We start from the raw sequence: 19,400 nt of genomic DNA on the forward strand, positions 1-19,400 counted from the left end.
ACCGAACGGTGGACACGGACCTCCGTGCGGCAGAATGTCCGTGCCCAGCAGCCCGCGAGCGAGGGATCGGAAACATGACGAAGGCAGCGGTGGACGACCCGGCACCCGGCACGATCGGAGCGAGCCGGGCCCTCGCGTGGCTCCTGGTGGTCACCGGCGCGGCCGGACTGCTCGCCGCCTGGGTCATCACGATCGACAAGTTCAAGCTCCTGGAGGACCCCGGCTTCACCCCCGGGTGCAGCCTCAACCCGGTCGTCTCCTGCGGCAACATCATGAAGAGCGGGCAGGCGGCGGTCTTCGGCTTCCCCAACCCGATGCTCGGCCTCGTCGCGTACGGCATGGTGGTCGCGATCGGCGTCGGCCTGCTCGCCGGCGCCCGCTACCGCCGCTGGTACTGGCTCGGCCTCCACGCCGGCACCCTCTTCGGCGTCGGCTTCTGCGCCTGGCTCACCTACCAGTCGCTGTACGAGATCAACGCGCTCTGCCTGTGGTGCTGCCTGGCCTGGGTCGGGACCATCGTCATGTTCTGGTACGTGACCTCGCACAACGTGCGCCACGGCGTGATCCCCGCCCCCGCGTGGCTGAGGACCTTCTTCGGCGAGTTCACCTGGGTCCTGCCCGCCCTGCACATCGGGATCATCGGCATGCTGGTCCTGACCCGCTGGTGGGACTTCTGGACGAGCTGATCCCGGCGGCGTTGTCGGCGGCGTGACCTAGGCTTCATGAACGTGGAGCCCGACCTCTTTACCGCAGCCGCCGAAGACCGCCAGGAGAAGGACCCGTCCAGCAGCCCGCTGGCCGTCCGGATGCGCCCCCGCACCCTCGACGAGGTGGCGGGCCAGCGGCATCTGCTCAAACCCGGCTCGCCGCTGCGCCGGCTCGTGGGGAGCGGCGCGGGCGGCCCCGCCGGCGCCTCCTCCGTGATTCTCTGGGGCCCGCCGGGCACCGGCAAGACCACCCTGGCGTACGTGGTCTCCAAGGCGACCGACAAGCGGTTCGTGGAGCTGTCCGCGATCACCGCCGGCGTCAAGGAGGTCCGGACCGTCATCGAGGGCGCCCGGCGCGCGGCCGGCGGCTACGGCAGGGAGACCGTCCTCTTCCTCGACGAGATCCACCGCTTCTCCAAGGCCCAGCAGGACTCCCTCCTGCCGGCCGTCGAGAACCGCTGGGTGACGCTGATCGCGGCCACCACCGAGAACCCCTACTTCTCCGTCATCTCCCCGCTCCTCTCCCGCTCGCTGCTCCTCACCCTGGAGCCGCTGACCGACGAGGACCTGAAGGGCCTGCTCGCGCGGGCGCTCACGGACGAGCGGGGACTCGGCGGGGCGGTGACCCTGCCGGAGGACGCCGAGGCCCACCTCCTCCGGGTCGCCGGCGGCGACGCCCGCCGCGCCCTGACCGCCCTGGAGGCCGCCGCCGGGGCGGCGATCGCCAAGGGCGAGGCGGAGATCACCCTCGGGACGGTCGAGGAGACCGTCGACCGGGCGGCCGTGGCGTACGACCGGGACGGCGACCAGCACTACGACGTCGCCAGCGCGCTCATCAAGTCGATCCGGGGCTCGGACGTGGACGCGGCCCTGCACTACCTGGCGCGGATGATCGAGGCGGGGGAGGACCCGCGCTTCATCGCGCGGCGGCTGATGATCTCCGCGAGCGAGGACATCGGCCTGGCCGACCCGAACGCCCTGCCGATCGCCGTGGCCGCCGCCCAGGCCGTCGCCATGATCGGTTTCCCCGAGGCGGCGCTGACCCTGAGCCACGCCACCATCGCCCTGGCCCTGGCCCCGAAGTCGAACGCGGCGACGACCGCCATCGGCGCCGCCCTCGCCGACGTGCGGGCCGGCCTCGCGGGCCCGGTCCCGTCGCACCTGCGCGACGGCCACTACAAGGGCGCGGCCGCGCTGGGCCACGCCCGGGGGTACGTGTACCCGCACGACGTGCCCGGCGGCATCGCGGCCCAGCGGTACGCCCCGGACACGGTCCACGGCCGCCAGTACTACGAGCCCACCCGCTACGGCGCGGAGGCGAGGTACGCGGACGTGGTGGAGCGCGTGCGGGCACGGCTGCGGGGCGACGAGTAGGCCCCGGGGCTCCGGACCGCCTCCGGGACCGCGGTGTGCGCGGGGCCCGCTCGGACCCGGTACACTGGTCCGGATCGCTGCGTCCCGTGTCCGGCTCCGGTCGGCACCACCAGAACGGGACAGTCAGTCGGAGACCCGGTCCTCGGACGGGGTCTCCAGGAGCGTCGCGCACCTTCGAAGGTGTCGCGTGCCACCCATCACCCCCCCCGGAATCCCGGGAGCGGCGATGGGTCGTTCGCGTGCTGCACGTATGTGCCCAGACCTGGGAGCGGCTGCCCGGCAGGTCCGTCCCGTACGGACCCGGCGGGTTTCCCGGCTGCGGATGCGACCTCCCCTAACCCTGGTGAAGCCGTTTCTTTCCCACAGAGAGGTTGGTTCATGCCGAACCAGTCCCGCCCCAAGGTCAAGAAGTCGCGTGCCCTCGGCATCGCGCTGACGCCGAAGGCCGTCAAGTACTTCGAGGCCCGCCCCTACCCGCCGGGCGAGCACGGCCGCGGCCGCAAGCAGAACTCGGACTACAAGGTCCGTCTGCTCGAGAAGCAGCGTCTGCGCGCCCAGTACGACATCAGCGAGCGCCAGATGGCGCGCGCCTACGACCGCGCCAAGAAGGCCGAGGGCAAGACGGGCGAGGCGCTGGTCGTCGAGCTCGAGCGTCGCCTCGACGCCCTGGTCCTGCGTTCGGGCATCGCCCGCACCATCTACCAGGCCCGCCAGATGGTCGTCCACGGCCACATCCAGGTCAACGGCCAGAAGGTCGACAAGCCGTCCTTCCGCGTCCGTCCCGACGACGTCGTGATGGTCCGCGAGCGCAGCCGCACCAAGCCGCTGTTCGAGGTCGCCCGCGAGGGTGGCTTCGCCGCCGACGGCGAGACCCCCCGCTACCTCCAGGTCAACCTGAAGGCGCTGGCGTTCCGCCTCGACCGCGACCCGAACCGCAAGGAGATCCCGGTCATCTGCGACGAGCAGCTGGTCGTCGAGTACTACGCCCGCTGACGCGAGCGCGGTACCGCCCCCGCGGTGTCCGGCCCGCCGCTTCCCCGCCCTTTCCGGCGGGGGAGCCGGCGGGCTTCCGCGTTCCCGGGGGCCCGGCGGCCCGTGCGGCGGACCGGTCCGGCTCCGCCGGGAGGACCGCTCCGCCACGCGGGGCACGGAGCGTGCTCACCCCCGCGCGCTCCGTACGACCGGTTTCCGCCGCCGGTCCTCCACGGGCCGCGAGGGCGCCGACGCGGGCGGTAATGCGGTACGGCACGGCAGTCCGGGCGCGATAGGGTCGGGGGACGACTTTTCACAAGGCCCAACGACAGCAGAGAGCGGTGCAGCGTGACCGGTGGAGAGGTTGCCGGGCTCCTGGTGGCCGTCTTCTGGGCGATCCTCGTCTCCTTCCTCGCCGTGGCACTGGCGAGGCTGGCGCAGACGCTCAGGGCGACCACCAAGCTCGTGGCGGACGTGACCGAACAGGCCGTTCCCCTGCTCGCCGACGCCTCGGCCACGGTGCGGTCGGCGCAGACCCAGCTCGACCGGGTGGACGCCATCGCCTCGGACGTCCAGGAGGTCACCTCCAACGCCTCCGCGCTCTCCACCACCGTCGCCTCCACCTTCGGCGGCCCGCTCGTCAAGGTGGCCGCCTTCGGCTACGGCGTGCGCCGGGCGCTGGGCCGGAGCCGGGACGGGGAGGGCGCCCCGCGCGCCTCCGCGCGCCGTACCGTGGTCGTCGGCCGTACCGTGCCGTTCTCGCGACCCCGGAAGCAGAAGGGCTGAGCCGTATGTTCCGCCGCACGTTCTGGTTCACGGCCGGCGCAGCCGCCGGCGTGTGGGCCACCACCAAGGTCAACCGGAAGCTGAAGCAGCTGACCCCCGAGAGCCTCGCGGCCCAGGCCGCGAACAAGGCGGTCGAGACCGGCCACCGCCTCAAGGACTTCGCCCTCGACGTGAGGGCGGGCATGGTCCAGCGGGAGGCCGAGCTGGGGGAGGCGCTCGGGCTCGACGCCGCCGACGGCGCGGACGCGGCCCGGGAGCTTCCGGAACCCCGTCGCAGGGCCGCGCTCGGCCCCGCACCCACGTACTTCACGTCCCCCACGAGTTCGTTCAACCGGAATGAGGACCACTGATGGAGTCGGCTGAAATCCGCCGCCGCTGGCTGAGCTTCTTCGAGGAGCGCGGGCACACCGTCGTCCCTTCGGCGTCGCTCATCGCGGACGACCCGACTCTGCTGCTCGTCCCCGCCGGCATGGTGCCCTTCAAGCCCTACTTCCTGGGCGAGGTCAAGCCGCCCTTCTCGCGCGCCTCCAGCGTGCAGAAGTGCGTGCGCACGCCCGACATCGAAGAGGTCGGCAAGACCACCCGCCACGGCACGTTCTTCCAGATGTGCGGCAACTTCTCCTTCGGTGACTACTTCAAGGAAGGCGCCATCAAGCTCGCCTGGGAGCTGCTGACCACCCCGGTCGAGCACGGCGGCTACGGGCTCGACCCGGAGAAGCTCTGGATCACCGTCTACGAGCAGGACGACGAGGCCGAGCGCATCTGGCGCGACGTCGTCGGCGTCCCCGCCGAGCGCATCCAGCGCCTGGGCATGGGCCCCAACTTCTGGTCCATGGGCGTCCCCGGCCCCTGCGGCCCCTGCTCCGAGATCAACTACGACCGCGGCCCCGAGTTCGGCGTCGAGGGCGGCCCGGCCGTCAACGACGAGCGGTACGTGGAGATCTGGAACCTGGTCTTCATGCAGTACGAGCGCGGCGAGGGCTCCGGCAAGGACGACTTCCCGATCCTCGGCGACCTGCCCGCCAAGAACATCGACACGGGCCTCGGCCTGGAGCGCCTGGCGATGATCCTCCAGGGTGTCCAGAACATGTACGAGACGGACACCCTCAAGGTCGTCATCGACAAGGCCACCGAGCTGACCGGCGTCCAGTACGGCAAGGCCCACGAGAGCGACGTCTCGCTCCGCGTGGTCGCCGACCACATGCGCACCTCCGTCATGCTCATCGGCGACGGCGTCACCCCCGGCAACGAGGGCCGCGGCTACGTGCTGCGCCGCATCATGCGCCGCGCCGTCCGCAACATGCGCCTGCTCGGCGCCACCGGCCCGGTCGTCCAGGACCTCGTGGACACCGTGATCGGCACGATGGGCGAGCAGTACCCGGAGCTGATCACCGACCGCAAGCGCATCGAGACCGTCGCCCTCGCCGAGGAGGCCGCCTTCCTGAAGGCCCTCAAGGGCGGCACCAACATCCTCGACACCGCCGTCACCGAGACCAAGTCGTCCGGCGGCACGGTCCTCTCCGGCGACAAGGCGTTCCTGCTCCACGACACCTGGGGCTTCCCGATCGACCTCACCCTGGAGATGGCCGCCGAGCAGGGCCTCTCCGTGGACGAGGACGGCTTCCGCCGCCTGATGAAGGAGCAGCGGGACCGGGCCAAGGCCGACGCCAGGGCCAAGAAGACCGGCCACGCCGACGTCACCGCCTACCGCGAGATCGCGGACAGCAAGGGCGCCACCGAGTTCACCGGCTACACCAGCACCGAGGGCGAGACCACGGTCGTCGGCCTCCTCGTCAACGGCGTCCCCTCGCCGGCCGCCTCGGAGGGCGACGAGGTCGAGGTCGTCCTCGACCGCACCCCGTTCTACGCCGAGGGCGGCGGCCAGATCGCCGACCAGGGCCGCATCAGGCTGCACAGCGGTGCCGTCATCGACGTCCGCGACGTGCAGCAGCCGGTCCCGGGCGTCTCGGTGCACAAGGGTTCCGTGCAGGTCGGCGAGGTGACCGTGGGCGCCACCGCCTACGCCGCCATCGACGTGCGCCGCCGCCGGGCCATCGCCCGCGCCCACTCGGCCACCCACCTCACCCACCAGGCGCTGCGCGACGCCCTCGGCCCGACGGCCGCCCAGGCCGGTTCCGAGAACCAGCCCGGCCGCTTCCGCTTCGACTTCGGCTCCCCGAACGCCGTTCCCGGCGCGGTCCTCACCGACGTCGAGCAGAAGATCAACGAGGTCCTCGCGCGCGAGCTGGAGGTCCACGCCGAGGTCATGCCGATCGACGAGGCCAAGCGCCAGGGCGCCATCGCCGAGTTCGGCGAGAAGTACGGCGAGAAGGTCCGCGTCGTCACCATCGGGGACTTCTCCAAGGAGCTGTGCGGCGGTACCCACGTCCACAACACCGCCCAGCTGGGTCTGGTGAAGCTGCTCGGCGAGTCCTCGATCGGATCCGGCGTGCGCCGCATCGAGGCCCTCGTCGGCGTCGACGCGTACCACTTCCTCGCCAAGGAGCACACGGTCGTCGCCCAGCTCCAGGAGCTGGTCAAGGGCCGCCCCGAGGAGCTGCCGGAGAAGATCTCCTCCATGCTCGGCAAGCTGAAGGACGCTGAGAAGGAGATCGAGAAGTTCCGTGCGGAGAAGGTCCTCCAGGCCGCCGCCGGCCTCGTCGAGTCCGCCCGTGACATCCGGGGCGTCGCCCTGGTGACCGGGCAGGTGCCGGACGGCACCACCGCCGACGACCTGCGCAGGCTGGTCCTCGACGTGCGCGGCCGGATTCCGGGCGACCGTCCGGCCGTCGTCGCCCTCTTCACCACCGTGGGCGGCAAGCCGCTCACGGTCATCGCCACCAACGAGGCCGCCCGCGAGCGGGGCCTCAAGGCCGGCGAGCTGGTCCGCACGGCCGCCAAGACCCTCGGTGGTGGCGGCGGCGGCAAGCCGGACGTCGCCCAGGGCGGCGGCCAGAACCCGGAGGCCGTCGGCGAGGCCGTCGCCGCCGTCGAGCGCCTCGTGGGGGAGACGGCGTGACGATGCGCCGCGGCCGCCGCATCGCGGTCGACGTCGGGGACGCCCGGATCGGGGTCGCCTCGTGCGACCCCGACGGGGTCCTCGCCACGCCGGTGGAGACCGTGCCGGGACGCGACGTCCCGGCCGCCCACCGGCGGCTCCGCCGGATCGTCGAGGAGTACGAGCCGATCGAGGTCGTCGTGGGCCTGCCCCGCTCGCTCAGCGGGCGGGAGGGCCCCGCCGCCACCAAGGTCCGCGCCTTCGCCCGGGAGATGGCGAAGGGCATCGCCCCGGTCCCGGTCCGGCTGGTGGACGAGCGCATGACCACGGTCACCGCCACCCAGGGCCTGCGGGCCTCCGGCGTGAAGGCGAAGAAGGGGCGGTCCGTCATCGACCAGGCCGCCGCCGTGATCATCCTGCAGAACGCTCTTGAGTCCGAACGGGTATCAGGTAATCCGCCCGGTGAGGGCGTCGAAGCGGTCATCTGATCGCGATACGGTAACGTTCCGCGCGATACGGCGGCGTTCGAACAGCTGCCGTACTACGGAGAGGCGGATCGTCCGGAAGCCTCGCGGCTGTTTTGGGGATCGATGACTGAGTATGGCCGGGGCTCCGGCTCCGAACCGTGGCACCCCGAGGACCCGCTCTACGGGGACCAGGGGTGGGACGGCCGGCAGCAGTACCCGCACCCGCAGCAGGCGAACCAGTACGGCCACGAGGACCAGGGCCACCAGGACCCGTACGGCCGGGACGGTCACGGGGGTCATGGCGGCCAGGGGTACGAGGACGCCCCGTACCAGCAGTACCAGCAGTACGGGCAGCAGGCGCAGCAGTACCGGCAGCAGCCGCAGGACTACGCCGACCCCCAGTACCAGCAGCAGCACGACCAGCAGCACCCGCATCAGCAGCAACAGCATCAGCACCCGCATCAGCAGCAGCAGTACCAGCAGGTCTACGACCAGCAGCAGTACGGGACGGGGCACCAGGGCGGTTACGACGCGCCCGGGCACCTCGGTCAGCAGTACGACGGCGGCTGGGAGTCGGGCCAGGCGGCCATGGCGTACGGCACGCCCCCGGCCGATCCGTACGGCGGCCAGGACCCGGACCTGTACGGCACCCCCGGGGCCTACCCCCCGCCCCAGCCCCCCGGCCGCCGGCAGGGTCCGCCGGAGCCGGTGATCGACTGGGCGCCGGAGGAGCACCCGGAGCCGGAGGAGGAGAACCACCCCTTCTTCACCGGCGGGGACGACGACCGGGGCGGCCGCGACGACCACGACGGCTACGACGACCACGACGACGAGGAACCGGCGCGCGGACGCGGTTCCCGCGGCGACGACCGCGAACGCCGGGGCAAGGCGAAGAAGCGCAAGGGCAAGAACGGCATGGCCTGCCTGGTCGTCGCGGCCGTCCTGGTCGGCACCGTGGGCGGCATCGGGTACTTCGGCTACAAGTTCTGGCAGGGCCAGTTCGGCGCCGTTCCCGACTACGCGGGAAGCGGCAGCGGCGAGATCCAGGTCGAGATCCCCAAGGGCTCCTACGGTTCCGACATCGGCAACATCCTGAAGAAGGCGGGCGTCGTGAAGAGCGTCGACGCCTTCGTGTCGGCCCAGCAGAAGGACCCCAAGGGCAACACGATCCAGGCCGGCGTCTACACGCTGAAGAAGGAGATGTCCGCGGAGAGCGCGGTCAAGCTGATGCTCAACCCGGCGAGCCAGGCCAACCTGGTCGTCCCCGAGGGCAAGCGGAACGTCTGGGTCTACGAGAAGCTCGACGAGCGCCTGGGCCTCAAGCCGGGCACCACGAAGGAGATCGCCCGTGCGAAGGCGGACTCCCTCGGTCTGCCCGCCTGGGCCAAGAAGCACCCCGACGTCAAGGACCCGCTGGAAGGTTTCCTCTTCCCGGCGAGCTATCCCGTCGCCAAGGGCGGCAAGCCCGAGGACGCGCTGCGCAAGATGGTGACCCGCGCCAACCAGGAGTACGACAAGCTGAACCTGGAGGAGAAGGCGAAGTCCCTGGGCGTCGCGGGGCCCTGGGAACTCGTCACGGTCGCGAGCCTGGTCCAGGCGGAGGGCAAGACCCACGACGACTTCCGCAAGATGGCGGAGGTGGTCTACAACCGCCTCAAGCCGGACAACTACGAGACCAACCAGAAGCTCCAGTTCGACTCGTCCCTCAACTACCTGAAGGGGCAGAGCGAGATCAAGATCTCCGAGAAGGAGGCCAACAGCAACCGGGACCCGTACAACACGTACGTGCACAGGGGGCTGCCTCCGGGGCCGATCGGAAATCCGGGGAACGAGGCGCTGGCCGCCATGCTCGACCCGACGAAGGACGGCTGGATCTACTTCGTCGCCACCGACGGCATGCACAAGACCGAGTTCGCCAAGACCCTCGCCGAGCACAACAAGCTGAAGGAAAAGTTCGATGCCACCACGAGCCAGTGAGGTGGTCCGCCGCGCCGCCGTCCTCGGTTCGCCGATCGCCCACTCCCTCTCCCCGGTCCTGCACCGGGCCGCGTACGCCGCGCTCGGCCTCGACGCCTGGTCGTACGAGCGCTTCGAGGTGGACGAGGCCGCGCTGCCCGGGTTCATGGAGGGGCTGGACGACGGCTGGGCCGGGCTCTCGCTGACCATGCCGCTCAAGCGGGCGGTCATCCCGCTGCTCGACGAGGTCAGCGACACGGCCGCGTCCGTGGAGGCCGTCAACACCGTCGTCCTCCGGGAAGACGGGCGGCGGGTCGGCGACAACACCGACATCCCCGGCATGATCGCCGCCCTGCGCGAGCGGGGCGTCGAGAAGGTGGAGGCCGCCGCCGTCCTCGGCGCCGGCGCCACCGCCTCCTCCGCGCTCGCGGCGCTGGCCCGCGTCTGCGCGGGGCCCGTCACCGCGTACGTACGGAGCGAGGCGCGGGCCGGGGAGATGCGCGGCTGGGGCGAGCGGCTCGGCGTGGACGTGCGCACCGCCGACTGGGAGCGCGCGGCGGAGGCGTTCGAGGCCCCGCTGGTGATCGCGACCACCCCCGCCGGCACGACGAACGCCCTGGCGACCGCCGTCCCCGACGCCGTCGGCACCCTCTTCGACGTCCTCTACGACCCCTGGCCGACCCCGCTGGCCGCCGCCTGGGCCGACCGGGGCGGCAAGGTCGTCGGCGGCCTCGACCTCCTGGTCCACCAGGCCGTCCTCCAGGTCGAGCTGATGACGGGTCGCGCGCCGGCCCCCCTCGCCGCCATGAGGGCGGCGGGCGAGCGGGCGCTGGCGGCCCGGTAGGCGCCCCTCCCAGCGCCGGGAACCGGCCGACGCCGCCCCGGAGAGCACCGGCGGGACCGGGCGGGCCGCTCCGCCGCACGCGCTTCCTGTCCGGTGACCGGACCGGCAACCGAGCGGTCGCTCCGGCGTGGGAGGATCGGGGGCGGCGGGCCAGGGCCGCGCACCCGGGCGCGCCGTCGCAGTGCCAGGCGCGAGCATGAGGAGCATCGTTGAGCAGGTTGCGTTGGCTGACGGCTGGAGAATCCCACGGACCCGCGCTGGTCGCGACCCTCGAGGGTCTCCCCGCCGGTGTCCCGGTCACCACGGAGCTGGTGGCCGACCACCTCGCGCGAAGGCGCCTCGGTTACGGACGCGGCGCCCGGATGAAGTTCGAGCAGGACGAGGTCACCTTCCTGGGCGGCGTCCGGCACGGCCTCTCCCTCGGTTCCCCGATCGCCGTCATGATCGGCAACACCGAGTGGCCCAAGTGGGAGAAGGTCATGTCGGCCGACCCGGTCGACCCCGCGGAGCTCAAGGAGACGGGCCGCAACGCCCCCCTGACCCGGCCCCGCCCCGGCCACGCCGACCTCGCCGGCATGCAGAAGTACGGCTTCGACGAGGCCCGGCCGATCCTGGAGCGCGCCAGCGCCCGCGAGACCGCCGCCCGCGTCGCCCTCGGCGCCGTCGCCCGTTCCTTCCTCAAGGAGGCCGCGGGCATCGAGGTCGTCTCCCACGTGGTCGAACTGGCCGCCGCCAAGGCCCCCTACGGCGTCCGCCCGACCCCCGCCGACGTCGAGAAGCTCGACGCCGACCCGGTCCGCTGCCTCGACGCCGACGCGTCGAAGGCGATGGTCGCCGAGATCGACCAGGCCCACAAGGACGGCGACACCCTCGGCGGCGTGGTCGAGGTCCTGGCCTACGGCGTGCCCGTCGGCCTCGGCTCCCACGTCCACTGGGACCGGCGCCTCGACGCCCGGCTCGCCGCCGCCCTCATGGGCATCCAGGCGATCAAGGGCGTCGAGGTCGGCGACGGCTTCGACCTCGCCCGCGTGCCCGGCTCCAAGGCCCACGACGAGATCGTCCGCACCGAGGACGGCATCAGGCGCTCCTCCGGCCGCGCCGGCGGCACCGAGGGCGGTCTCACCACCGGCGAACTGCTGCGCGTCCGTGCCGCGATGAAGCCCATCGCGACCGTCCCGCGCGCCCTCGCCACCATCGACGTCGCCACCGGCGAGGCCGCCGCCGCCCACCACCAGCGCTCCGACGTCTGCGCGGTCCCCGCCGCCGGCATCGTCGCCGAGGCCATGGTCGCGCTCGTCCTCGCGGACGCCGTCCTGGAGAAGTTCGGCGGGGACAGCGTCCCGGAGACCCGCCGCAACGTGCGGTCGTACCTCGACAACCTCCAGATCCGGTGACCGCCGGACCCCTGGTCGTCCTCGTCGGCCCGATGGGGTCCGGCAAGTCCACGGTGGGCGCGCTCCTGGCCGAGAGGCTGGGCGCGCCCTACCGGGACACCGACGCCGACATCGTCGCCGCCGAGGGACGCGAGATCTCCGACATCTTCGTGGAGGACGGCGAGGAGCACTTCCGCGCCCTGGAACGGGCCGCCGTCGCCCGCGCCGTCGCCGAGCACGAGGGCGTCCTCGCCCTCGGCGGCGGCGCGGTCCTCGACGCCGGCACCCGCGGCCTGCTCGCCGGACTGCCCGTCGCCTACCTCTCGATGGACGTCGAGGAGGCGGTCCGCCGCGTCGGTCTCAACACCGCGCGGCCGCTGCTCGCCGTCAACCCCCGCCGGCAGTGGCGCGAGCTGATGGAGGCGCGCCGCCACCTGTACACCGAAGTCGCCCGCGCCGTCGTCGCCACCGACGACCGCACCCCCGAAGAGGTCGCGGACGCGGTCCTCTCGGCACTGGAACTCAAGAAGGACGCATGAGCACGGACCAGGAAGTGACCCGCATCCACGTGGCGGGCAGCGCGGGTACGGAGCCGTACGAGGTACTGGTCGGCCGACAGCTCCTCGGCGAGCTCCCCGCCCTGATCGGCGACCGCGCCAAGCGGGTCGCCGTGATCCACCCCGAGGCCCTGGCCGACACCGGCGAGGCCCTCCGCGCCGACCTCGCCGACCAGGGGTACGAGGCGGTCGCCATCCAGGTGCCGAACGCCGAGGAGGCCAAGACCGCCGAGGTCGCCGCCTACTGCTGGAAGGCCCTGGGCCAGACCGGTTTCACCCGCACCGACGTCGTCGTCGGCGTCGGCGGCGGCGCCACCACCGACCTGGCCGGCTTCGTCGCCGCGACCTGGCTGCGGGGCGTGCGCTGGATCGCCGTGCCGACCACCGTCCTGGCCATGGTCGACGCGGCCGTCGGGGGCAAGACCGGCATCAACACCGCCGAGGGCAAGAACCTCGTCGGCGCCTTCCACCCGCCCGCCGGGGTCCTCTGCGACCTCGCGGCCCTCGACTCGCTGCCGGTGCACGACTACGTCAGCGGCCTCGCGGAGGTCATCAAGGCCGGCTTCATCGCCGACCCGGTGATCCTCGACCTCGTCGAGGAGGACCCGGGGGCGGCCCGCACGCCGGCCGGACCGCACACCACCGAGCTGCTCGTCCGCTCGATCCGGGTCAAGGCCGAGGTGGTCTCCGACGACCTCAAGGAGTCCGGCCGCCGCGAGATCCTCAACTACGGCCACACCCTCGCCCACGCCATCGAGAAGAACGAGCGCTACAAGTGGCGCCACGGCGCCGCCGTCTCCGTCGGCATGGTCTTCGCCGCCGAACTCGGCCGCCTCGCCGGGCGCCTGGACGACGCCACCGCCGACCGGCACCGCGCGGTCCTGGAGTCCGTCGGCCTGCCGCTCACCTACCGCGGCGACCAGTGGCCCAAGCTCCTGGAGACCATGCGGGTCGACAAGAAGTCCCGAGGCGACCTGCTGCGCTTCATCGTGCTCGACGGGCTCGGCAGGCCGACCGTCCTGGAGGGCCCCGATCCGGCCGTCCTGGTCGCGGCGTACGGCGAGGTGTCGGCGTGAGCGAGCCGCGTCCGGGCCGCCCGGTCCTCGTCCTGAACGGCCCGAACCTGGGCCGGCTCGGCTCCCGCGAGCCCGACGTCTACGGCGCCACCTCCTACCAGGGGCTCGTGGAGTCCTGCCGCGCCCTCGGCGCGGAACTCGGCTTCGACGTCGAGGTGCGGGAGACCAACGACGAGGGCGAGATGATCCGCTGGCTCCACGAGGCGGCGGACGGCTCGGTCCCGGTGGTGATCAACCCGGGGGCGTTCACGCACTACTCGTACGGGATGCGGGACGCGGCCGCCCAGCGGACCGCGCCACTGATCGAGGTGCACATCTCGAACCCGTACGCCCGCGAGGAATTCCGGCACACCTCGGTGATCGCGGCCGTGGCGACCGGGACCGTCGCCGGGTTCGGCATCGGCTCCTACCGGCTGGCGCTGCGGGCGCTCGCCGGGGAACTGGCCGGCTGACGGGGCACCGGGGGAGGCCCCCGGCCGTTCCCCCCAGGGGGGCCGGGGGCGGTAACGTTCCGCCGTCCGGGGTACACGACCGACCCCGGAGGACATCAGGCGTACGAGACGGAGTGGCACCGGATGCAGCACGCAGTGGGGGGCCCGCCGCCACCGCACGGGCGGCCGGGCGGGGCCTCCGGCCCCGTTCCCGCGGCGGGGGACGGCACCAGGGGCGGACCGCCGCCCGTAGCGCGGGGCGCCGCCCCGCACCCGGGGCCGGACGTCCGTCCCCTGCCCGGTGTCCACCCCGTCCCCCCGGGCGGGGCCCCCGGGCTCCCGTACGCCCCGCCGGTCCCGGCGTCCGGCGCGCCGGGGCCCGTACCGCCGCCCCCGGTCGCCGGGCCGGTGCCCCCCGGGGCCCCGCACCCGGGCGACCCCACCGGACAGGTGCCGCTTTCGCCCGCCGCGCCGGCCGCGGAGCACGGCGCGGGGACCGGCGCCGCCACCCTCGCCGTGCTGCTGATAGGCCCGGCCGGCGCCGGCAAGACGACCGTCGCCCGGCACTGGGCGCGGCGCCGCCGCGTGCCCACCGCCCACATCAGCCTGGACGACGTGCGCGAGTGGGTCTGCTCCGGCTTCGCCGACCCGCGGTCCGGGTGGAACGAGCACTCCGAGGCGCAGTACCGGCTCGCCCGCCGCACCTGCGGCTTCGCCGCGCGCAACTTCCTCGCCAACGGCATCTCCTGCATCGTGGACGACGCGGTCTTCCCGGACCGGCCCGTCGTCGGCCTCGGCGGCTGGAAGCGGCACGTCGGCCCCGGCCTGCTGCCCGTCGTCCTCCTGCCCGGCCTGGAGGTCGTCCTGGAGCGCAACGCCGAGCGCAGCGGCAACCGGCGCCTCTCGGACGAGGAGGTCGCCGCCATCCACGGCCGGATGGCCGGCTGGTACGGCTCGGGCCTGCCGATCATCGACAACTCCACGTACGACGTCGAGACCACCGCCCGCGTCCTGGACGACGTCCTCGCCCGCGCGATCGCGAGCCCGCCCGCCTGGTGACCCGGGTCCCGCCCGGTCGGCCGCCCTGAACAGGCCGCCGCGGCCCGCTCCTCGTAGGCTCGGAGCATGTCAGAGGTGTATGCGGACCGCCGTGTACGGCTGCGCGACCGGTGCGCGGCCGCGGGCAGCCCGGCGGCCCTGGTCTCCCGCCCCGCCAACGTCCGCTATCTCGCGGGCGGTTCCCCGCCGGGATCCGTCCTGCTCGTCGGCCCGGAGCCGGAGGCGGACGTCCTGCTCCGCCCCGTCGCGGCCGGGGGTGAACCGGCGGACGGACGGATCGACGAACTGCTCCGGCAGCAGGTCCTGCCCACCGGGGGAGGGGACCCGGCCGTCACGGCCGTCGGCCTCGCCCGCCGCGCGGGCGCCGACGCGCTCGCCGTCGAGGAGCACCACCTGACGGTCGCCCGCCACCGGGCGATGGGCGCCGTCGCGCCCGGACCGCGCCTCACCGACCTCGCCTGCGCCGTGGAGCAGCTCAGGATCGTCAAGGACGAGGACGAGATCGCCTGCCTCAGGATCGCCGCCGAGATCACCGACCAGGCCCTCGGGGAACTCCTGGAATCGATCCTGGTGGGACGGACCGAACGGCACCTCGCCCTGGAACTGGAGCGCCGGCTCGTGGACCACGGCGCCGACGGGGCCGCCTTCCCCACCTCGGTGGCGACCGGCCCGCACTCCGGCCGCCGGGGCCACCGGCCCACCGACCGCCGGGTTGAGGAGGGCGATTTCCTCTCCGTCTGCCTCGGCGCCGACTACCGCGGCTACCGGTGCGAGATCGGCCGCACCTTCGTCATCGGAACCGCTCCCGCCGACTGGCAGATCGACCTGTACGAACTCGTCTTCGCCGCTCAGCGGGCCGCGCGGGAGTCCCTGGTGCCCGGCGCCGAGTACCGGGACGTGGACCGGGCGGCCCGCCGGATACTGAAGGCGGCGGGGCACGCGGAGACCGCCGTACCCCTCACCGGGCACGGGGTGGGACTGGAAATCGACGAGGACCCGCAGTTGTCGCCCTCGGCCATGGGTAAACTGGACGCTTGTGTGCCGGTCACCGTCGAACCGGGGGTCCACCTCCCGGGCCGGGGCGGAGTCCGGATCGATGACACGCTCGTCGTGCGCCAGGAGGCGGACGGCGGACCCGAGCTACTCACCATCACGACCAAGGAGCTGCTCGCGCTGTGAGGCGCGTACGCCTCCCCGGTCCCACGTCAGTCCAGGAGATTCCGCAACCGTGGCTTCCACGAACGACCTCAAGAACGGCATGGTGCTCAAGCTCGAAGGCGGCCAGCTCTGGTCCGTCGTCGAGTTCCAGCACGTCAAGCCCGGCAAGGGCCCGGCCTTCGTGCGCACCAAGCTCAAGAACGTGCTGTCCGGCAAGGTCGTCGACAAGACCTTCAACGCGGGCGTGAAGGTCGACACGGCCACCATCGACCGCCGCGACATGCAGTTCTCCTACATGGACGGCGACTACTTCGTCTTCATGGACATGGAGACCTACGACCAGCTGCACGTCGACCGCAAGGCCGTCGGCGACGCCGCCAACTTCCTCGTCGAGGGCTTCACCGCCTCCGTCGCGCAGCACGAGGGCTCGGTGCTCTACGTCGAGCTGCCGGCCGCCGTCGTGCTGACGATCCAGCACACGGACCCGGGCGTCCAGGGCGACCGCTCCACCGGCGGCACCAAGCCCGCCACGCTGGAGACCGGTCACGAGATCCAGGTCCCGCTCTTCATCACCACCGGTGAGAAGATCAAGGTCGACACGCGCACCAGCGACTACCTCGGCCGGGTGAACGACTAACCGTGGCCGCCCGGAGCAAGGCCCGCAAGCGCGCCTTCCAGATCCTCTTCGAGGCCGACCAGCGCCGCGCCTCCGTCCAGGAGGTCCTCGCGGACCAGGTCCGGCACGCCCGGACGGACGACCGGCAGCCGCCGGTGAACGAGTTCACCATGCAGCTGGTGGAGGGGTACGCGTCCCACGTGGCGCGGATCGACGAGCTCATCGCCACCTACGCGGTGGACTGGGACCTCGACCGGATGCCCGCCGCCGACCGGAACATCGTGCGCCTCGGCGCGTACGAGCTGATCTGGGAGGACGGTACGCCGGACGCGGTCGCGATCGACGAGGCGGTGCAGCTCGCCAAGGAGTTCTCCACCGACGAGTCCCCGGCCTTCGTCAACGGCCTGCTGGCGCGCTTCAAGGACCTGAAGCCGCGCCTGCGCCGGGACGCGGACGCCTGAGTCCCCCGTCCCCCGGCGGCCGAAGGGCCCGCGGCACCTGCTGCCGCGGGCCCTTCGGCGTGCTCCGGGGCCGTTCCCGGGGGCGGGGGCCGCAACGGCACGGGGCCCGTGGACGTCGATGACGTCCACGGGCCCCGGCGGTACGTTTCTGCCGACCCCGGAGGGGGTCAGCCCTCCTCGTGGGCGACCGCGCGCCGCGCGTCCGCGTCCAGCACGCCCCAGCTGATCAGCTGCTCCGTGAGGACCGAGGGGGACTGGTCGTAGATGACGGCGAGCGTGCGCAGGTCGTCCTGGCGGATCGACAGCACCTTGCCGTTGTAGTCGCCGCGCTGCGACTGGATCGTCGCCGCGTAGCGCTGGAGGGGGCCGGCCTTCTCCTGGGGGACGTGGGCCAGGCGCTCCAGGTCCAGGACCAGCTTCGGCGGCGGCTCGGCGGCCCCGCCCGGCGTGGTGCCCGGCAGCAGCTCCTGCACCGGCACCCCGTAGAAGTCGGCCAGCTCGGCGAGGCGCTGCACGGTCACGGCACGGTCGCCGCGCTCGTACGAGCCGACCACCACGGCCTTCCAACGGCCCTGGGACTTCTCCTCCACCCCGTGGAGCGAGAGACCCTGCTGAGTGCGGATGGCACGGAGTTTGGCCCCGAGCTGCTTGGCGTATTCGCTGGACATAACGCTCCCGGACGCTGTGACGACATGCGGCTGCGCCGCGCGGCTGGTAACTCACTGTGAGGTTACGCAGCGTTACACCCACCCGTCAAGCCGAAAGGTCCGTACCGCCCCCTCCCGGGGGACGGCGCCCGGGGGAGCACGGGGGTGCGCGAGGGGCGCCGCACCACCCCTGGTAGAGTTGACGCGCAAGTCAGACGTCCTTTAAGAGCCGTCCCGTGAGGCGGAGAAGGAGGTCCGTTTCCCATGGACACCCGGCTGGACACCCAGCAGCAGTACGGCGACGACGCGCGGCCCGTTCTCGAAGGCCCCGACATCGCGCGGGTCCTCACCCGCATCGCCCACGAGATCGTCGAGCGCGCCAAGGGCGCCGACGACGTGATCCTCCTCGGCATTCCCACCCGCGGCGTCTTCCTCGCCCGCCGGCTCGCCGAGAAGCTCGCCTCCATCACCGGCACCGAGATTCCCGTCGGCTCCCTCGACATCACCATGTACCGGGACGACCTGCGGATGAAGCCGGCCCGCGCCATCGGCCGCACCGAGATCCCCGCCGACGGCGTCGACGGACGCCTCGTCGTCCTCGTGGACGACGTCCTCTTCTCCGGCCGGACCATCCGCGCCGCCCTCGACGCCCTCGGCGACATCGGCCGCCCCCGCGCCGTCCAGCTCGCCGTCCTCGTCGACCGCGGCCACCGCGAGCTGCCCATCCGCGCCGACTACGTCGGCAAGAACCTCCCCACGTCGCTGCGGGAGACGGTCAAGGTCCTGCTCGCCGAGGAGGACGGTCGCGACACCGTCCTGCTCGGCTCCAAGCCCGCCTCCTAGCCGGACCGGCCCTTCCGCCGGGGCCGGGGCACCCCCCTGTGCCCCCGCATGCCCTCACGCCTCCCCACCACGGAGAGAAACCCCGATGATGCGTCACCTCATCTCGGCCGCCGACCTCACCCGCGACGACGCCGTACTGATCCTCGACACCGCCGAGGAGATGGCCCGGGTGGCCGACCGCCCCATCAGAAAGCTGCCGACCCTGCGCGGCCGCACCATCTGCAACCTCTTCTTCGAGGACTCCACCCGGACCCGGATCTCCTTCGAGGCGGCCGAGAAGCGCCTCTCCGCCGACGTGATCAACTTCGCGGCCAAGGGCTCCAGCGTCTCCAAGGGCGAATCCCTCAAGGACACCGCCCAGACCCTGGAGGCCATGGGCGTCGACGCGGTCGTCATCCGGCACGGCGCCTCCGGCGCCCCGTACCGCCTCGCCACCTCCGGCTGGATCGACGCCCCCGTCGTCAACGCCGGCGACGGCACCCACCAGCACCCCACCCAGGCCCTCCTGGACGCCTTCACCATGCGCCGCCGCCTCGTCGGCCGGGACGCCGGACTCGGACGGGACCTGGCCGGGCGGCGCGTCACGATCGTCGGCGACGTCCTCCACAGCCGCGTCGCCCGCTCCAACGTCGACCTGCTGCACACCCTCGGTGCCGAGGTCACCCTGGTGGCCCCGCCGACCCTGGTCCCCGTCGGCGTCGAGAGCTGGCCCTGCGCGATCTCGTACGACCTCGACGCCGTGCTGCCGAAGTCCGACGCGGTGATGATGCTGCGCGTGCAGCGCGAGCGGATGAACGCCGCCTTCTTCCCCACCGAGCGCGAGTACTCGCGCCGCTACGGCCTCGACGGCGAGCGGATGGCGAAGATGCCCGAGCACGCCCTGGTGATGCACCCCGGCCCCATGGTCCGCGGCATGGAGATCACCGCCGAGGTCGCCGACTCCGACCGCTGCACGGTCGTCGAGCAGGTCGCCAACGGCGTGTCCGTCCGCATGGCCGTGCTCTACCTGCTCCTTGGCGGCTCCGAGCCCGCCGTCACCACCACCCCCGCCGCGCGCACCGAGGAGAACAAGTAA

General features: G+C 72.6%; 20 protein-coding genes. 19 read left to right on the forward strand and 1 reads right to left on the reverse strand.

Going from position 1 to position 19,400, the window contains the following annotated elements; all coding sequences use genetic code 11:
* Positions 1-74: 74 nt before the first annotated feature.
* From ACZ6AQ_RS19915 to nusB, 17 genes are all read left to right on the forward strand, one after another.
* The gene (locus tag ACZ6AQ_RS19915) at positions 75-686 is read left to right on the forward strand and encodes a vitamin K epoxide reductase family protein (protein ID WP_468760928.1); all 612 of its coding nucleotides are present in this window, start codon (positions 75-77) and stop codon (positions 684-686) included.
* A 42-nt stretch (positions 687-728) separates the two neighbouring features.
* Positions 729-2,081, forward strand: coding sequence for a replication-associated recombination protein A (locus ACZ6AQ_RS19920; protein ID WP_468761015.1), 1,353 nt, complete (start codon positions 729-731; stop codon positions 2,079-2,081).
* A 378-nt stretch (positions 2,082-2,459) separates the two neighbouring features.
* Positions 2,460-3,074 carry a 30S ribosomal protein S4 gene (gene rpsD, locus ACZ6AQ_RS19925; protein ID WP_030214918.1) on the forward strand — a complete coding sequence of 205 codons (615 nt, stop codon included), beginning with the start codon at positions 2,460-2,462 and terminating at the stop codon, positions 3,072-3,074.
* Positions 3,075-3,401: 327 nt separating this feature from the next.
* On the forward strand, positions 3,402-3,839 hold the full coding sequence (locus ACZ6AQ_RS19930) for a DUF948 domain-containing protein (RefSeq protein WP_467391192.1): 438 nt from the start codon (positions 3,402-3,404) through the stop codon (positions 3,837-3,839).
* A gap of 5 nt (positions 3,840-3,844) precedes the next feature.
* Positions 3,845-4,189 (forward strand): DUF6167 family protein, encoded by a 345-nt coding sequence (locus ACZ6AQ_RS19935; protein WP_388698381.1) that lies wholly within the window; start codon positions 3,845-3,847, stop codon positions 4,187-4,189.
* A complete protein-coding gene (gene alaS, locus ACZ6AQ_RS19940) occupies positions 4,189-6,858 on the forward strand; it encodes an alanine--tRNA ligase (protein ID WP_468760929.1) in 2,670 nt (889 codons plus the stop codon). The genes ACZ6AQ_RS19935 and alaS overlap by 1 nt, the downstream gene beginning before the upstream one ends.
* 2 nt (positions 6,859-6,860) lie before the next feature.
* Complete coding sequence (gene ruvX / locus ACZ6AQ_RS19945) at positions 6,861-7,325, forward strand: Holliday junction resolvase RuvX (protein ID WP_388698559.1); 465 nt, start codon at positions 6,861-6,863, stop codon at positions 7,323-7,325.
* A 102-nt stretch (positions 7,326-7,427) separates the two neighbouring features.
* Positions 7,428-9,281: an endolytic transglycosylase MltG gene (mltG, locus tag ACZ6AQ_RS19950; RefSeq protein WP_468760930.1), complete on the forward strand. Its 1,854-nt coding sequence runs from the start codon at positions 7,428-7,430 to the stop codon at positions 9,279-9,281.
* The gene (locus ACZ6AQ_RS19955) at positions 9,262-10,104 is read left to right on the forward strand and encodes a shikimate dehydrogenase (protein ID WP_468760931.1); all 843 of its coding nucleotides are present in this window, start codon (positions 9,262-9,264) and stop codon (positions 10,102-10,104) included. Before mltG ends, ACZ6AQ_RS19955 begins: the two co-directional genes overlap by 20 nt.
* 209 nt (positions 10,105-10,313) lie before the next feature.
* A complete protein-coding gene (aroC, locus tag ACZ6AQ_RS19960) occupies positions 10,314-11,498 on the forward strand; it encodes a chorismate synthase (protein ID WP_468760932.1) in 1,185 nt (394 codons plus the stop codon).
* A complete protein-coding gene (locus ACZ6AQ_RS19965) occupies positions 11,495-12,016 on the forward strand; it encodes a shikimate kinase (RefSeq protein WP_388698367.1) in 522 nt (173 codons plus the stop codon). Before aroC ends, ACZ6AQ_RS19965 begins: the two co-directional genes overlap by 4 nt.
* Positions 12,013-13,110, forward strand: a complete 1,098-nt coding sequence (aroB, locus tag ACZ6AQ_RS19970) for a 3-dehydroquinate synthase (protein ID WP_388698365.1) — start codon at positions 12,013-12,015, stop codon at positions 13,108-13,110. The genes ACZ6AQ_RS19965 and aroB overlap by 4 nt, the downstream gene beginning before the upstream one ends.
* Positions 13,107-13,562 (forward strand): type II 3-dehydroquinate dehydratase, encoded by a 456-nt coding sequence (aroQ, locus tag ACZ6AQ_RS19975; protein ID WP_388698362.1) that lies wholly within the window; start codon positions 13,107-13,109, stop codon positions 13,560-13,562. Before aroB ends, aroQ begins: the two co-directional genes overlap by 4 nt.
* A gap of 123 nt (positions 13,563-13,685) precedes the next feature.
* Positions 13,686-14,600, forward strand: a complete 915-nt coding sequence (locus ACZ6AQ_RS19980; protein WP_468760933.1) for an AAA family ATPase — start codon at positions 13,686-13,688, stop codon at positions 14,598-14,600.
* A gap of 66 nt (positions 14,601-14,666) precedes the next feature.
* Positions 14,667-15,779 carry an aminopeptidase P family protein gene (locus ACZ6AQ_RS19985; protein WP_468760934.1) on the forward strand — a complete coding sequence of 371 codons (1,113 nt, stop codon included), beginning with the start codon at positions 14,667-14,669 and terminating at the stop codon, positions 15,777-15,779.
* 49 nt (positions 15,780-15,828) lie between these two features.
* A complete protein-coding gene (gene efp, locus ACZ6AQ_RS19990) occupies positions 15,829-16,395 on the forward strand; it encodes an elongation factor P (protein WP_388698355.1) in 567 nt (188 codons plus the stop codon).
* 2 nt (positions 16,396-16,397) lie between these two features.
* Positions 16,398-16,835, forward strand: coding sequence for a transcription antitermination factor NusB (gene nusB / locus ACZ6AQ_RS19995; RefSeq protein ID WP_388698352.1), 438 nt, complete (start codon positions 16,398-16,400; stop codon positions 16,833-16,835).
* 167 nt (positions 16,836-17,002) lie between these two features.
* Here nusB and bldD read toward each other — a convergent pair whose 3' ends face one another.
* Positions 17,003-17,503, reverse strand: a complete 501-nt coding sequence (gene bldD, locus ACZ6AQ_RS20000) for a transcriptional regulator BldD (protein ID WP_030355502.1) — start codon at positions 17,501-17,503, stop codon at positions 17,003-17,005.
* Between the two features lie 243 nt (positions 17,504-17,746).
* Between bldD and pyrR the strand changes: the two genes are divergently transcribed.
* Complete coding sequence (gene pyrR / locus ACZ6AQ_RS20005; RefSeq protein WP_468760935.1) at positions 17,747-18,325, forward strand: bifunctional pyr operon transcriptional regulator/uracil phosphoribosyltransferase PyrR; 579 nt, start codon at positions 17,747-17,749, stop codon at positions 18,323-18,325.
* Between the two features lie 85 nt (positions 18,326-18,410).
* The gene (locus ACZ6AQ_RS20010) at positions 18,411-19,400 is read left to right on the forward strand and encodes an aspartate carbamoyltransferase catalytic subunit (protein WP_388698348.1); all 990 of its coding nucleotides are present in this window, start codon (positions 18,411-18,413) and stop codon (positions 19,398-19,400) included.

The organism is Streptomyces sp. NPDC041191 (genome assembly GCF_055591945.1).